The sequence below is a fragment of the uncultured Acinetobacter sp. genome (genome assembly GCF_947626835.1).
GTDB lineage: Bacteria > Pseudomonadota > Gammaproteobacteria > Pseudomonadales > Moraxellaceae > Acinetobacter.
The window spans coordinates 15,002-28,163 of sequence record NZ_CANQTS010000031.1 but is presented as its reverse complement, the minus strand read 5'-3'; the positions used below and the strand labels follow the sequence as shown (position 1 = coordinate 28,163).

Below are 13,162 nucleotides of genomic sequence, written 5' to 3'. Positions count from 1 at the left end.
TACCCATGTGAGAGTAAGTCATCGCCAGCTCATTATTCTAAAAAGGCCCCCTGATCATTGATCAGGGGGCCTTTTTTATGCCTGAAATTTGAAAAAATAAAAAAGCCCTTGTTGGGCTTTTTATATCAAGTAGTTATCCATTTGGCTGATCAGCTTGAGCAATTTTTTCACTGGCTTTTTTAATTGCTAACAGCAAATGACCGAGTAATACATCCTTAGACGTCATTGCCACAATCAACATCGGATGGTGTGGGCTCGGTACAGCACTTAAAATCGCTTTGCCATTTTCTGCATCTAAAGTAATACTTTGACAGCCATTCAAATTGATTTCACCTAAAAATGCCTGCACCATGGCTAAAATTGAACTACTTACCGCAGCTAATTTACCTGAATTGGCAACATTTTTTTTGTGGATAGAGGCAAGCTCAAAACCATCGGTAGAGCAGAGCATAATAAACTCAACACCGCTCACTTCACGCAGAATTTCCTCAATACTTTGCTCTCCTAGACGGATTAAAGTATCAGGTGCTGAACGTTTTAATAACATAATGATTTAATCTGTTAATGAGAGAAAGTAATTTCTGCATTGGCAAGCAATGCATCTACCATTAATAATACATCTTCTTTGACACGAGCATCGACAAAAAAGACAGGATAGCTCACTTTTTGTTGATCTTGCCAGTCTCGATAAATCGCTGTGCTTTGTGTATGTTTTTCATCGACATGAGTAATCCCAATAATAATATTTTCACTCATGTCTTTAAACGTACTCAAATAGTCATTGAGTGCGGCAATAGGATCAGCAATGCTATGGTCAATCAGTAGAATCGTTCCAAGTGCGCCTTTACAAATGACACCCCACATAAAATTAAAGCGTTCTTGTCCTGGTGTACCATAAAGTCCAACTTTGGTTTCGTCATCTAAGGCAATTTCACCATAATCAATTCCTACTGTGGTTAATGCTTTTTGATGTGCCGCAGTATCGGTATTTAGGGCTTCGGTGCTTAATACTTGAATTTGTGAAATGGTTTGAATAGCTGCTGTTTTTCCAGCCCCCATGGTGCCTGCAAAGACAATTTTATATTGTTGTAAAATCATAAAGCTCTTTTCCTAGAGACCTAATTTTTTACGCAATTTACCAAAGAAATTACGTATGGCAGAAGGTGGTTCTACCACGGCATGTTTTTGCTCAGCTTTAAAACGCGAATCTGCTTGTTGTTCATCAATCACTTCAAGCATATTAATTACTAAACTTGTAAAAACAAAACGATGAATGAACTCTGATGCGATGCCTGTTTGCTTGTGGATATAGTCAAGATCAGCACCATGTTGTAAATAGCCAGCGATCTTAAAAATATCTTTACGGTCTGTTAACGGCTGTGGCCAATATTTAAGACGATAGTAACCAGTATAACTTGGTACTTGTGCTTCTAGATTTTGCCAAACAAAATTCCATAAGCCATACTGTAAATCATACGCTTGATTTTTATGGCAAAAGCGTACTACATGATTTAAATCAGCATGTTGTAGCTCAAAGCTGGTGTGTTTAATATTACTGATTGAGCTACTTAGCCAAAACTGATGGTTGGGTTTATCAAGCAACGCAATTTTATCGTTTGTAGCCGTGATAATACATTGGCGATATTCATCGCTTTGCCACAATTGTTGCTGTAGTTGTTCAAAATATTTATAGTGAATTTTTTGTTCAAACAATTGTTCAGCTAAAGCACTTTTGGGTTTTACAAAAACAGTTTCAGTAGGAATATTACTTGGTAACAGAGGCTGTTGGCTGTTTTTAAGTGGCCGTTGTAAAGTAGCTTGTGCAATTCTTGAGGTATGTTGTGCCGCATGCTGTACCAGTTGCTCAGCTTTCACTTGAGGGCAAGCGGATTCTACAACAACTGTTCGCTCATTTTCTTGTTGTTGGATTGGTGCTTCAATTGCAGGGGTAATAGAAGACTGAGTGGCTTGTAGTTGTGCCAAAGCCACTAATGCAGGTTCACTGCTGTTGTTATCTTCTAAGACATATTGTTCAAACCATTGTTGCAGTGCTTTGCTTTGGGCAGGCAAATATAGCGTGTCTTCAATCACTTGACCATGTAAATGCGGATCATGCGCGATTTTTAAGGTCTTTATATGTGGGCTTGTACGGATCGCAACAATGTTAGGCAAATCATAAAATAAATGACTAATTAAAAGCACATCTAACTGGGCATCACTAATATTGCTCCAATTGATGCTGTATGTTTCAGGCAAAACACCTTCGATGATAAGTTTTAACTCATCAATGGTCGTAAGTTTTAAGCCAAATACAGAAATATTGAGTTGCTTTTTCACGATAAGCCTATGTTAGAGGAGAGGAAGGTGAGACAAGTCAATGCTTATCTCACTGTGAACACATTAAGCGAAATCTAGTTCACGTTCAAAGCCTTTTAGCATATGACGTGACATAGCCAAGTTCGCTTTTGCACGGTCTAATACCACGTATAAAAATAAGCTGTCATTGGATTCAAGTGGACGAATCAAGTGATATTGTTTGCCCAGTGTAATTAAAATATCTTCAATGGTATCGTCAAGATTTAAAGCTTTTGCAACTTTACGTTTTGCTCGTATCACTTCTGTGTTACCTGCGGCTGCCAACTCTAAATCAATTCCTGCAGTACCTTGTGTTGCAAGTGCTAAGCCGCTTTCGCTATCGACTAATGCTGCCGCTACAAAACCATCGATCTCGCTTAAGCTTGCCAATGAAACTTTAGCCATGCTTCTCCCCTTAAAAATGTCGTTATTGATATATAAACCTGTGCACCACAACCGATATTGGATTTATGATGGTTGTTCGACTTAATCTAGCATTTTATTCATATTTAGCAATCTAAAAATATGAAATATATGTCGGATTGTTGTTTATAGCGACTATATAAGTGAATAATATTCAAAGATATTTTTACGAACTGGTTTTCATAATTGATAAGTTGTGTGATGTAGATATCATAGATTGTTTGTATATATGCAAAAAATAATTTTTGTATGCATTTAGCAAACTTGCCCTTATTTTTGATCTGACTGAGCTTAAAGTACGCTATGCATGTACATGCAGGTATTATTAGATAAAAGATTAAAATTTATAAAAACATTTGAATGCGCCAACACCAAGAAATTTTTTTATTACTCATGCGGTATATCAGCGTAACCGCGTAGGTATAGTCGAGCTTTTTATTAAGAATTCATGCTGTTGTTTATCATGTCCGTAATTGTGTTCTGCAACTAAAATCACTTAACTATATTTTAGGAATTAGTCCTTGAGTATTGTATAAATTATAGTCAAACAAATTGAGCAAAATTCATGGTAAAATGCTCGGCTTTCATCTTTGGTCTTATATTTAGATCTCCTATCATCTGCCAGCCGAGAATTGCTAGCCATGTCTACAGCTTATACCGCTCAGACCGCGCCGACCGCGTTGTTTGATTACGACAAATATTGGGCGTCATGTTTTGAACCCGCACCATTTTTGCCGATGTCGCGCGAGGAAATGGACCAACTCGGTTGGGATTCATGTGATTTTATTTTAGTCTGTGGTGATGCCTACATCGATCATCCATCGTTTTGCTCGGGCGTGATTGGGCGTACTTTAGAAGCGCAAGGTTTCCGTGTTGGGATTATTGCGCAGCCTGATTGGACCAACGTGGATGCATTCCGCGTGTTAGGTAAACCCAATATTGCTTGGGGCGTGACCGCAGGCAACATGGATTCGATGATCAACCGTTACACGGCTGACCGTAAAATCCGCTCTGATGATGCCTATTCTCCAGATAATCAACCCAATAAACGTCCTGACCGTGCTGCAACTGTGTACTGTCAGCGCGTGCGCGAAGCCTATCCTGATGTGCCGGTGCTGTTAGGTGGTATTGAAGCGTCGTTACGTCGTATCGCCCATTATGACTATTGGTCAGATAAAGTACGTCGTTCGGTATTGATGGACTCTAAAGCCGATTTACTGATGTACGGTAATGGTGAACGCTCGATCACCGAAATTATGCACCGTTTGGCGCGTGGTGAAAAAATTCACCAAATTACTGACGTTCGTGGTACCGCATTTATTGTCAATAAACATAATCGTGCCTCTAAAGCCAAGTTTGTGGAAATTGCATCGAATGATGTCGATACCATTGGTCGTGTTGATCCGATTATCAACCCGTATGTTATGACCGAAGACATCGAAGGCTGTGAGATTGAGCAAGGCAAAGATAGCAGCCAATATCAAGGTTTTCAAAAAGAACATGTTGCAAATCCAATTGTGCGCGAAGGCGATCAATTAGATGAAAACACCCAAATTGTTCAGTTGCAGCCGTCTTCAAAAGCCATTAAACATAAATTGCCGCCACGTGAACTTGCTGTGATTCGTTTGCCTGCCTTTGAAGAGGTGGCAGAAGATCCTGTATTGTATGCCCATGCTAACCGTATTTTGCATTTAGAGACCAATCCGGGTAATGCCCGTGCCATGGTACAAAAACATGGCGAACGTGACGTTTGGCTGAATGCTCCGCCAATTCCGTTAACTACGGAAGAGATGGATTATGTGTTTGACTTGCCTTATGCACGTTTGCCACATCCATCGTATGGCAATGCCCGTTTCCCTGCTTTTGATATGATTAAGTTCTCTGTGAACATCATGCGTGGCTGTTTTGGTGGCTGTACGTTCTGTTCGATTACCGAACATGAAGGGCGTATTATTCAAAACCGTTCCGAAGAATCGATTTTACGTGAAGTTGAAAAGATTCGTGATACGGCTCCGGGCTTTACTGGCATTATCTCAGACTTAGGTGGCCCAACAGCCAACATGTACCGTTTGGCATGTAAAGATCCTGAGATTGAGAAAAACTGTCGTAAGCCATCATGTGTTTTCCCGGGTGTATGTCAAAACTTACATACCGATCATGCACCATTAACACAGTTGTACCGTAAAGCACGTTCTTTGCCGGGTATTAAAAAGATTCTGATTGGTTCAGGTTTACGTTATGACTTAGCAGTATTAAACCCTGAATATGTGAAAGAGTTGGTGACGCACCACGTGGGTGGTTATCTTAAAATTGCACCGGAACATACCGAAAAAGGCCCACTCAATAAAATGATGAAGCCGGGTATTGGTACTTATGATCGTTTCAAACAAATGTTTGATCGTTTTAGTAAGGAAGCGGGGAAAGAACAGTACTTAATTCCGTACTTTATCGCGGCGCATCCAGGTACTACCGACTACGATATGATGAACCTTGCAATTTGGTTGAAAAAGAATGGTTTCCGTGCTGATCAAGTGCAAACCTTCTATCCATCACCAATGGCAACTGCCACTACCATGTACCATACTGGTAAAAACCCACTTGCTAAGGTGGCTCGTTATACCGAACAAGTTGATATTGTCAAAGGTGAAAAGCGTCGTCGTTTACATAAAGCATTCTTGCGTTACCATGATCCAAACAACTGGCCAATGTTACGTGATGCTTTACGTGAAATGGGTCGCCAAGATTTAATTGGTAACTCAAAGCAGCATTTGATTCCGACTTATCAACCTGTTGGTAGCGCAGAGGGTCAGTATCAATCAGCGCGTAAGAAAAATTCGACTGTAGCAGGTGATTCGGCAAAACGTACAGGTGAACAAGGTAATCGCGCTAAGGCAGCGCAAGCACGTCCTTCAAATACCAAGAAGCGTCCTGAGCGTGGTCAGATTTTAACGCAACATACGGGTTTACCACCGCGTGAAACTGGTGATAGCAAAAAGCCATTTAGTGGCAAGCCACGCCCTAAATCAAAGCCTAAATCACGTGCTTAATCGCATAAATCAACAAGGACGCTTCGGCGTCCTTTCTTTTGTGCTGCGTTTTATCGGAATGTAGTGTCATGCTACCAAAAACGTCTTGTGAGCTATGAATAAACTGGCTAGATTGAAGATAAGCAAAGGATATGCTGAACGCTTAAATTTAAGCTGATCAATAAAAATAAAATATAACAATTGGGATATTAACCATGTGGATTTATATGCTCATTAGCATTTTGCTTTTAGGATGTATGACTTTGTTGCTCAGGCAGATATTGTGGTATCGCCGACCAGCAGATAGTGCGTTAAAGCAAAGGGCTATTTTTAGCCCCCAACAGCAGTTGATTTACCAACGCTTAAAAACTTTGTTGCCTGAAAAGAACATTTTGGCACAGGTGTCTTTTGATGCGCTATTAACCACCAAATATCCAAGAACTCGCTCTAAATATCGCAATATGGTGGCAGATTTTGTTTTGCTTGATACAGATCATCATATTATCGCCGTGGTGGCACTCACCGAAAGTCATGCCATAAAGCGGCTCAAGCAAGATTATTATGAAGATGATTTACTTAAAATGGCAGGCTACAAAGTATTGCGTTATACCCAAGTGCCACAACTGAGTGAGTTAAAGCGTGATTTTTTAAATGCCCATATTGTCTTTAATGATCATTTAGACATGCGCCATCGGGACAAAGCTTATCAGTTAAGTCATGCCCCAATGTCATTTTAGCTTAAGGTTTAACAGCAACCACTGTCATTTCAACTAAAACATCAGGTCGATACATTTTCGCTTCGACACAAGTCCGTGGCAGTGCTTGAATATCACTGACCCATGCATCCCACACTTGGTTAAATGCATCGTAATCTTGCTCAATGTCTTTTAAATAAATGGTAACCGATAAAATATTTGATTTATCTGTACCTGCATCTGCTAAAAAGTGGTCAATGATTTCTAAGGTTTGCGTGGTTTGCCCAATAATATCAAGGCTCGTGTCATTTGCCAGCTGACCGGCTAAATGCACCAATTGACCTGAAATGGCAATTTCTGAGAAACGTTGTGAAACGTGTAAGCGCTGTACCGTCATTATTTTATTCCTAGACCTAACACTGATGTATTTTTATTGAGTGTAGTCAGGCCTAGCACAATTGCAAGAGCAATCACAGATACAGAACAAGAATGAACAGAGACGCCCTGTAATATTTGGATGGATCATCGCGCCAATCACAGGACAGTATGCCAAAAATAAAGGTGATTTTTAGCATCTCAGCACATACAGGGGTAATGTATTGCGCGCATAGATTAACCTAAATTGGCGAAAATGGAATCCCTATTTTTCACAAATATTTGCTTTAGAGCTTGCTTGAACTATTAGCGTGTGAGCAAAAGCCCCGATATACAGCATTTAATCAATTGCCTTCTGCTTAATGACTTGCTGCTGAATTAAGAAATCTTGCCAAGCTTGTGGATTGCCGTTAAAACGATTGACATCTACAGGGCCGTTAATCCCTTCAATTTTGCCTTGATTGCTATATTGCCAAAATAACCAAGTCATCGGCTCAGGCAGCTTGGGTTGCCCTTTATAGTCACGAATCCAAAGCGGAGTACTTTTAAAATGACCGACTAGCACAATATGATAAAAGGCGGGTGTGGTATAAAAAATCGGTTGTTTTTCATAATGCTCAAGTAAAGCATCATGCATGATTTGAATTTCATTTAATAATTGTTCTTTGCTGTAATGATTAATACATGTGCTGTCGTACTCTAAATCTATAGCTGGTGGTAGGGCATCGGCTTTTTTAGGCACGGTATGAATAAAATGTTGAGCTTGGGTTTTACCATCACGACATAAACGATAAAAATGATAAGCACCTACATGTAAGCCTTGCTCACGTGCTTTGAGCCAATTTTCTTGAAATCGAGTATCACTAAAATCACCGCCTTCAGTGGCTTTAAGATACACAAATTGATATTTTTGTGGCGAAATTTTTTGCCATTGGATTTGTTTTTGATGATGGGATACATCAAAACCTTGCACCATAGGTTGATTGTGCGCACTGTTGGTTTGTTGATGAAACAGTCCCCACACTATGCCAATCAAGATTATGCTCATTACAATGCCAAGCGCAATCAATTTTGCCCGAGTGCTGAAGCGTAAGTGGAGCATAGGGTGAAGCCTACAAGTTAAATAGCTTGAGCTTAGTGTACTCGTGCTAGGTGTTTTTAGGAATCTGCCAAAAAATTGCAGCAGCAATTAGATTAATTGCCCCTAAACAGATTAAGCTTAACTGAAAGGCTTGTTCTAAATGAGCAGAACCTAAGTAGCCACTCAAGACATTCACTAAAGTCCCTGCCAATGCCACCCCAATACTCATTGCCAACATCATAATCATGGACAAGAAGCTGTTGCCGCTACTTGCATTGTGTTGTGATAAATCTTTTAAGGTAAAGGTATTCATAGCAACAAACTGCAATGAGTTGAATAAGCCAAAAATAAACAAATGTAGCGTGAGTAGCCAAAGCGGCAGATCAGCATGGGTTAAGGCAAAGCTGGCAATACATAAACCAAGTAATAAAGTGTTAATTAATAAAAAGCGACGATAACCTAAAACCTGAATCAGTTTGCGAATTAGAGGTTTAGACGCCAACGAACCCAATACCCCGGGAATCATCAGTAAACCTGTAGTCAGTGCATCAAAACCAAAAACCACTTGCAGCATCAGCGGTAAAATAAATGGAATGGCATTGCCACCTAAACGTGCAAAACTATTGCCTAAAATTCCAATCGTAAAGCCTTTATTGGCAAACAACTGACTGCGGAATAAAGCATTTTGATGGTTATGGGCATGATAAGCATAACCAGCCATGGCAGCTAAGCTCAATCCAATCAGCAGCATAGAAAGCCACAGTGCTTGTGTTGGATGGGCAAAGTTTTCAATGCCTAAGGATAAACCCACCATCGCGATAAACAGCAACACAAATCCCATAAAGTCAAAACTTTTGACCGTAGTCTCTTTAACGTTGGGCATAATCTTAAAGGTCATGCAGGCACCCAACAGTCCCATGGGTAAATTGATTAAAAAGATCCATTGCCAGGAAGCATACTCTACCATCCATCCACCTAAGGCAGGTCCCATTAAAGGGCCAAGTAAACCGGCAAGACTCATTAAACTCATGGCAGATAAAAATTGGTCACGCGGAATAATCTTGAGCATAGCCAAACGCCCAACGGGCATGAGTAAAGCACCCCCCACACCTTGGAGCACGCGATAAAGCAGCAATTCAGTGTAGCTGCTGGCAAAACCGCAACCTAAGGATGCCAAAGTAAAAATTACGATGGCTGCAAAATACGTATTACGCACGCCAAACCGATCTGCCAACCAACCGCTCAATGGAATACAGGCTGCCACCGACAGCACATAGGCCACCACCACACTATGCATGCTTAAGGGATCTTGTCCTAAATGCGCGGCAATATTGGGCAAGGCTGTATTAATAATGGTGGTGTCTAAGCCTTGCATAAAAAAGCCAATCGAGACCAAAAGCACCAAGAGGCGAAATTCAGGTTGTAAGGCTTGATGGGCAGAGGCAGTCATTGGCAATCACGCGAATTTTTATTCTAGTTTAATAGAAGTGCTCACAAAACACTGAGCCTTTGCTGTGTTTATATTTTGGCTAAATTGTATTTTTTTATATAAAAAATCCCTTGAAATTCATTGTACTGATTAATTTAGAGCAAAAAGCCGATAAAAAAGCAGCAAAGTTCATGAAATTGTCATAAAAACGCCATAACATCGCAACAAATTTATGATCTAGCATTTTTTGTTATGACAATTGAAATCTTAATGGTCATTGGCTTCTGTTTAGCAGCCTACTCCATTGTTGGGAATGACGTACCACAAACTTTAGGTACCTTCCTTTCATCAAACTCCCATCGCCCATGGTGGATTCTGTGGATTTTTATCAGCAGTATCTTAGTTGTGGTTCTTATGTACGGTTGGTATGCATCAGGTGTTGGTGATGCATCTTATGGTCGACTTGAAACCATTCCATTCCCTGAGGGTGGCATTACGTGGTTGTACATCGTACCGCCAATTTTACTGTTGTTTTTAACCAAATATGGTATTCCGGTGAGTACCACATTCTTGGTGCTCACGATTTTCTCACCATCGAGCTTAGGTTCGATGATGGTGAAATCGATGATGGGTTATGCAGTTGCCTTTATCACAGCGTTAATCATTTATCGTTTTGTTGCCAACAAAATGACGGTGTACTTTAACCAAACCAAAGATCAAGAGCATTCAACCAAATGGGTTGTGTTGCAGTGGTTATCGACTGCATTCTTGTGGAGCCAGTGGCTGATTCAAGATTTAGCCAACATCTTTGTCTACGTGCCACGTCAAGTACCATTCGAATTCTTAATGTTTGCGATTGCTGTATTTGTAGTGCTGTTGGGTATTATTCTTTACCAACGTGGTGGCGCAATCCAAAAGATTGTGGATACCAAGACTGATGTAAACGATGTGCGTGCTGCGACTATTGTTGACTTTATTTATGCGATTATCTTGTTGGTTTTCAAAGAGTGGAGCAACATTCCAATGAGTACCACATGGGTATTCTTGGGTTTACTCGCAGGTCGTGAGTTTGCCATCTCAATGTTAATTCAAACAGTCGGTAAGCGCCGTACTTCACGTAATGTGAGTAAAGATGCTATGAAGTTGATGTTCGGCTTGGCGATGTCTGTCATTTTAGCCACAACATTACCGTGGTTCTATGAAACTGTGACGGCTTTAGCTTCTTAAGCGGAGCAGATTTAAAAAAAGCGAGCTCGATGCTCGCTTTTTTGTATTTAAACCCTAACATTTTTGGGTGTATCTAAGTTTTGCAAGACGTTATAAATTTGCTGTGCCTGCTCACATACAATCAATTTGGCGCGATGCTGTGGTGGTAAAAATCCTTCTAAGACAGCGTGGTCTAATTGAGCAATTAAAGCATTATAAAAACCTTTGACGTTATACAGTACCATAGGTTTTTGGTGCTGATTGAGTTGTCCCCAAGTGGCAACTTCTAAGATTTCTTCAAACGTACCTAAACCACCGGGTAAGGCTACAAAAGCACTGGCACGTTCTGCCATTAAGGCTTTGCGTTCATGCATGGTTTGTACCACATGCAGTTCGGTTAAATGGGTATGGGCGATTTCATAATCGAGCATAAATTCAGGAATTACCCCTACAGCTTCACCGCCGTGTGCAATCATGGTATCTGCAACTTGACCCATTAAGCCAATGCTCGCTCCGCCATACACCAAACCAAAATGCTGCTCTGCTAAACCTTGTGCAAGATCAATCGCGGTTTGTAAATAAATGGGATCATTACCCACACGTGAACCGCAATATAAGGCAATCAAAGGTTGGGTCGTTTGGGCTTGAGGAAGATGTAATTGTTGTGGCATTTTTAGTTCGCTATTCATGTTTTTTTCACCTTAACATTATTTTTTTATTTTCCCAGTAAGTTTATGCAACCAATATGACAGTTTATGCAGATCTAAACATTCAGTCTTAAACCTAACTTAATATCACTATATGATAAAAATCGTGAATTTCTTAAATACATTGCCTATACTCAAATTATATTTCATAACATTTATTCAGCATATGCGTGATGGTCATCTTTGGAATATCACTGAAAATAGCCCAGTTTATACATCATATAACAACAAAATACCGCGACAGGAGCAGCAATCATGATATTTGAATGGATGTCAGATCCTGCGGCATGGGTGGGTTTAGCCACTTTAATTGTGCTGGAAATTGTTTTAGGTATTGATAATTTAGTCTTTATTGCCATTTTGGCGGAAAAGCTGCCACCTGAACAACGTAATCGTGCTCGGATTGTGGGCTTAATGTTGGCTTTGGTGATGCGCTTAATTTTGTTGGCATCTATTGCTTGGGTAGTAACGCTAACTCAGCCTTTATTTTCGATTTTTGCGCATGAGTTTTCAGGTCGTGATTTGATTTTGCTGTTTGGCGGCATGTTTTTGCTGTTTAAAGGCACAATGGAATTACGCGAGCGTTTAGAAAGTAAACCTGCTTTAAAAGCGGAAAATCCTGTGCATGCCACTTTTTGGATGGTCATTATACAAATTGTGGTGCTCGATGCAGTATTTTCACTCGATAGTGTAATTACCGCAGTGGGGATGGTTAAAGATTTATCGGTGATGATGACTGCGGTGATTATTGCAGTGGGGATCATGCTTTGGGCATCAAAACCTCTCATGGATTTTGTCAATAAAAATCCATCGGTGGTGATTTTATGTTTATGTTTTTTAATGATGATTGGTTTTTCATTGTTGGTTGAAGGCTTTGGTTTTCATATTCCAAAAGGCTATTTATATGCCGCGATTGGTTTTTCGGTGTTGATTGAATTTTTTAACCAATTGATGCGTCGTAATCAAGAAAAACAAGTCACTACACATGATTTACGTTATCGCACCGCTTCAGCAGTTATGCGTATGTTGGGTGGAAAAAACCTTGAGCAGCCACAAAGCCATGATGTGCTTGCTACTCGTGACTTTGCCAATCAAGTTTTTGATGAAGACAACAGTATTTATCATAGTGTTATGGTACAAGGCGTGTTAAGTCTATCTGAGCGTCCAGTGAAATCAGTCATGACACCGCGCCCTGAATTGGAATGGATTGATTTATCTAGCGATGCCGAGCATCTTCAACGGCAATTGCTTGGCATTAGCCATTCACGCGTGATTGTGGCGCACGGCGAATTAGATCAGATGGCTGGTGTGATGCTGACCCATAATTTGTTAAATGAATATGTGGCAACGGGTGTGTTAAATGTGGAGCAACATTTGCGTGAGCCTGTGATTGTGCATGAAAATGCGCAATTGCTGATGGTGATGGAACAGTTGCGTCAAGCACCGCTACAAATGGCGATTGTGCTAAATGAATATGGCTCAATTGAGGGCATTGTTACGCCCATAGATATTTTAGAAGCAATTGCTGGTGAATTTCCCGATAAAGACCAAAGCAGCATTAGCGCAGAAACCTTGCCAGATGGTAGCTTGATTTTGGAAGGTTCGAGTGATATTCGTCATGTGTCTTTATTACTTGGGCGTGATTTAGTGGACGAAGCAGAGCAATATTCCACTTTATCGGGCTATATTTTGTTTCATTTAGGGCATTTACCCCACATTGCCGAAGTGTTGCATGATGAACAACATATCTTTGAAGTCATCAGCATGGATGGACATAAAATTGAGAAAGTCCATATTGTGGCTAAACTGCAAGATAAAGATATAACGCATTAAATCAGGTTAAAATAGCGCGTATCAATGCGCTA

Annotated in this window: 12 protein-coding genes; 4 read left to right on the top strand and 8 right to left on the bottom strand. The window is 40.3% G+C overall.

Features of this window, described 5'->3' with window-relative positions:
* Positions 1–133: 133 nt before the first annotated feature.
* The 4 genes from Q0Z55_RS10700 to Q0Z55_RS10685 form a co-directional block, all read right to left on the bottom strand.
* A complete protein-coding gene (locus Q0Z55_RS10700; protein ID WP_297428276.1) occupies positions 134–547 on the bottom strand; it encodes a roadblock/LC7 domain-containing protein in 414 nt (137 codons plus the stop codon).
* A 14-nt stretch (positions 548–561) separates the two neighbouring features.
* Positions 562–1,098, bottom strand: coding sequence for an ATP/GTP-binding protein (locus tag Q0Z55_RS10695; protein WP_297428273.1), 537 nt, complete (start codon positions 1,096–1,098; stop codon positions 562–564).
* Between the two features lie 12 nt (positions 1,099–1,110).
* Positions 1,111–2,337, bottom strand: a complete 1,227-nt coding sequence (locus Q0Z55_RS10690) for a hypothetical protein (protein WP_297428270.1) — start codon at positions 2,335–2,337, stop codon at positions 1,111–1,113.
* Positions 2,338–2,400: 63 nt separating this feature from the next.
* Positions 2,401–2,760 carry a roadblock/LC7 domain-containing protein gene (locus Q0Z55_RS10685; protein WP_297428268.1) on the bottom strand — a complete coding sequence of 120 codons (360 nt, stop codon included), beginning with the start codon at positions 2,758–2,760 and terminating at the stop codon, positions 2,401–2,403.
* Positions 2,761–3,419: 659 nt separating this feature from the next.
* On the opposite strand from Q0Z55_RS10685, the gene Q0Z55_RS10680 reads away from it, so the two are divergent.
* Positions 3,420–5,825, top strand: coding sequence for a YgiQ family radical SAM protein (locus Q0Z55_RS10680; RefSeq protein WP_297428265.1), 2,406 nt, complete (start codon positions 3,420–3,422; stop codon positions 5,823–5,825).
* A 236-nt stretch (positions 5,826–6,061) separates the two neighbouring features.
* Positions 6,062–6,541 (top strand): DUF2726 domain-containing protein, encoded by a 480-nt coding sequence (locus Q0Z55_RS10675; RefSeq protein WP_297428262.1) that lies wholly within the window; start codon positions 6,062–6,064, stop codon positions 6,539–6,541.
* Position 6,542: 1 nt separating this feature from the next.
* On the opposite strand, the gene Q0Z55_RS10670 is transcribed toward Q0Z55_RS10675, so the two are convergent.
* The 3 genes from Q0Z55_RS10670 to mdtD form a co-directional block, all read right to left on the bottom strand.
* Positions 6,543–6,896, bottom strand: coding sequence for a RidA family protein (locus Q0Z55_RS10670; protein WP_297428259.1), 354 nt, complete (start codon positions 6,894–6,896; stop codon positions 6,543–6,545).
* Positions 6,897–7,214: 318 nt separating this feature from the next.
* Positions 7,215–7,922, bottom strand: coding sequence for a GH25 family lysozyme (locus Q0Z55_RS10665; protein ID WP_297428256.1), 708 nt, complete (start codon positions 7,920–7,922; stop codon positions 7,215–7,217).
* A gap of 100 nt (positions 7,923–8,022) precedes the next feature.
* A complete protein-coding gene (mdtD, locus tag Q0Z55_RS10660) occupies positions 8,023–9,405 on the bottom strand; it encodes a multidrug transporter subunit MdtD (protein WP_297428253.1) in 1,383 nt (460 codons plus the stop codon).
* A gap of 231 nt (positions 9,406–9,636) precedes the next feature.
* Between mdtD and Q0Z55_RS10655 the strand changes: the two genes are divergently transcribed.
* The gene (locus Q0Z55_RS10655; RefSeq protein ID WP_297428250.1) at positions 9,637–10,611 is read left to right on the top strand and encodes a hypothetical protein; all 975 of its coding nucleotides are present in this window, start codon (positions 9,637–9,639) and stop codon (positions 10,609–10,611) included.
* A 47-nt stretch (positions 10,612–10,658) separates the two neighbouring features.
* On the opposite strand, the gene Q0Z55_RS10650 is transcribed toward Q0Z55_RS10655, so the two are convergent.
* Positions 10,659–11,279, bottom strand: a complete 621-nt coding sequence (locus Q0Z55_RS10650) for a TIGR00730 family Rossman fold protein (RefSeq protein ID WP_297428247.1) — start codon at positions 11,277–11,279, stop codon at positions 10,659–10,661.
* 273 nt (positions 11,280–11,552) lie between these two features.
* Here Q0Z55_RS10650 and Q0Z55_RS10645 point away from each other — a divergent pair, with 273 nt between their 5' ends.
* Positions 11,553–13,130, top strand: a complete 1,578-nt coding sequence (locus Q0Z55_RS10645; RefSeq protein WP_297428244.1) for a transporter associated domain-containing protein — start codon at positions 11,553–11,555, stop codon at positions 13,128–13,130.
* Positions 13,131–13,162: the final 32 nt, after the last annotated feature.

Bases quoted from the DNA above. Each gene is read 5' to 3' on its own strand.
- Q0Z55_RS10700 (WP_297428276.1), bottom strand. From the start codon at position 547: ATGTTATTAAAACGTTCAGCACCTGATACTTTAATCCGTCTAGGAGAG.
- Q0Z55_RS10695 (WP_297428273.1), bottom strand. From the start codon at position 1,098: ATGATTTTACAACAATATAAAATTGTCTTTGCAGGCACCATGGGGGCT.
- Q0Z55_RS10685 (WP_297428268.1), bottom strand. From the start codon at position 2,760: ATGGCTAAAGTTTCATTGGCAAGCTTAAGCGAGATCGATGGTTTTGTA.
- Q0Z55_RS10680 (WP_297428265.1), top strand. From the start codon at position 3,420: ATGTCTACAGCTTATACCGCTCAGACCGCGCCGACCGCGTTGTTTGAT.
- Q0Z55_RS10675 (WP_297428262.1), top strand. From the start codon at position 6,062: ATGACTTTGTTGCTCAGGCAGATATTGTGGTATCGCCGACCAGCAGAT.
- Q0Z55_RS10670 (WP_297428259.1), bottom strand. From the start codon at position 6,896: ATGACGGTACAGCGCTTACACGTTTCACAACGTTTCTCAGAAATTGCC.
- Q0Z55_RS10665 (WP_297428256.1), bottom strand. From the start codon at position 7,922: ATGAGCATAATCTTGATTGGCATAGTGTGGGGACTGTTTCATCAACAA.
- mdtD (WP_297428253.1), bottom strand. From the start codon at position 9,405: ATGACTGCCTCTGCCCATCAAGCCTTACAACCTGAATTTCGCCTCTTG.
- Q0Z55_RS10655 (WP_297428250.1), top strand. From the start codon at position 9,637: ATGACAATTGAAATCTTAATGGTCATTGGCTTCTGTTTAGCAGCCTAC.
- Q0Z55_RS10650 (WP_297428247.1), bottom strand. From the start codon at position 11,279: ATGAATAGCGAACTAAAAATGCCACAACAATTACATCTTCCTCAAGCC.
- Q0Z55_RS10645 (WP_297428244.1), top strand. From the start codon at position 11,553: ATGATATTTGAATGGATGTCAGATCCTGCGGCATGGGTGGGTTTAGCC.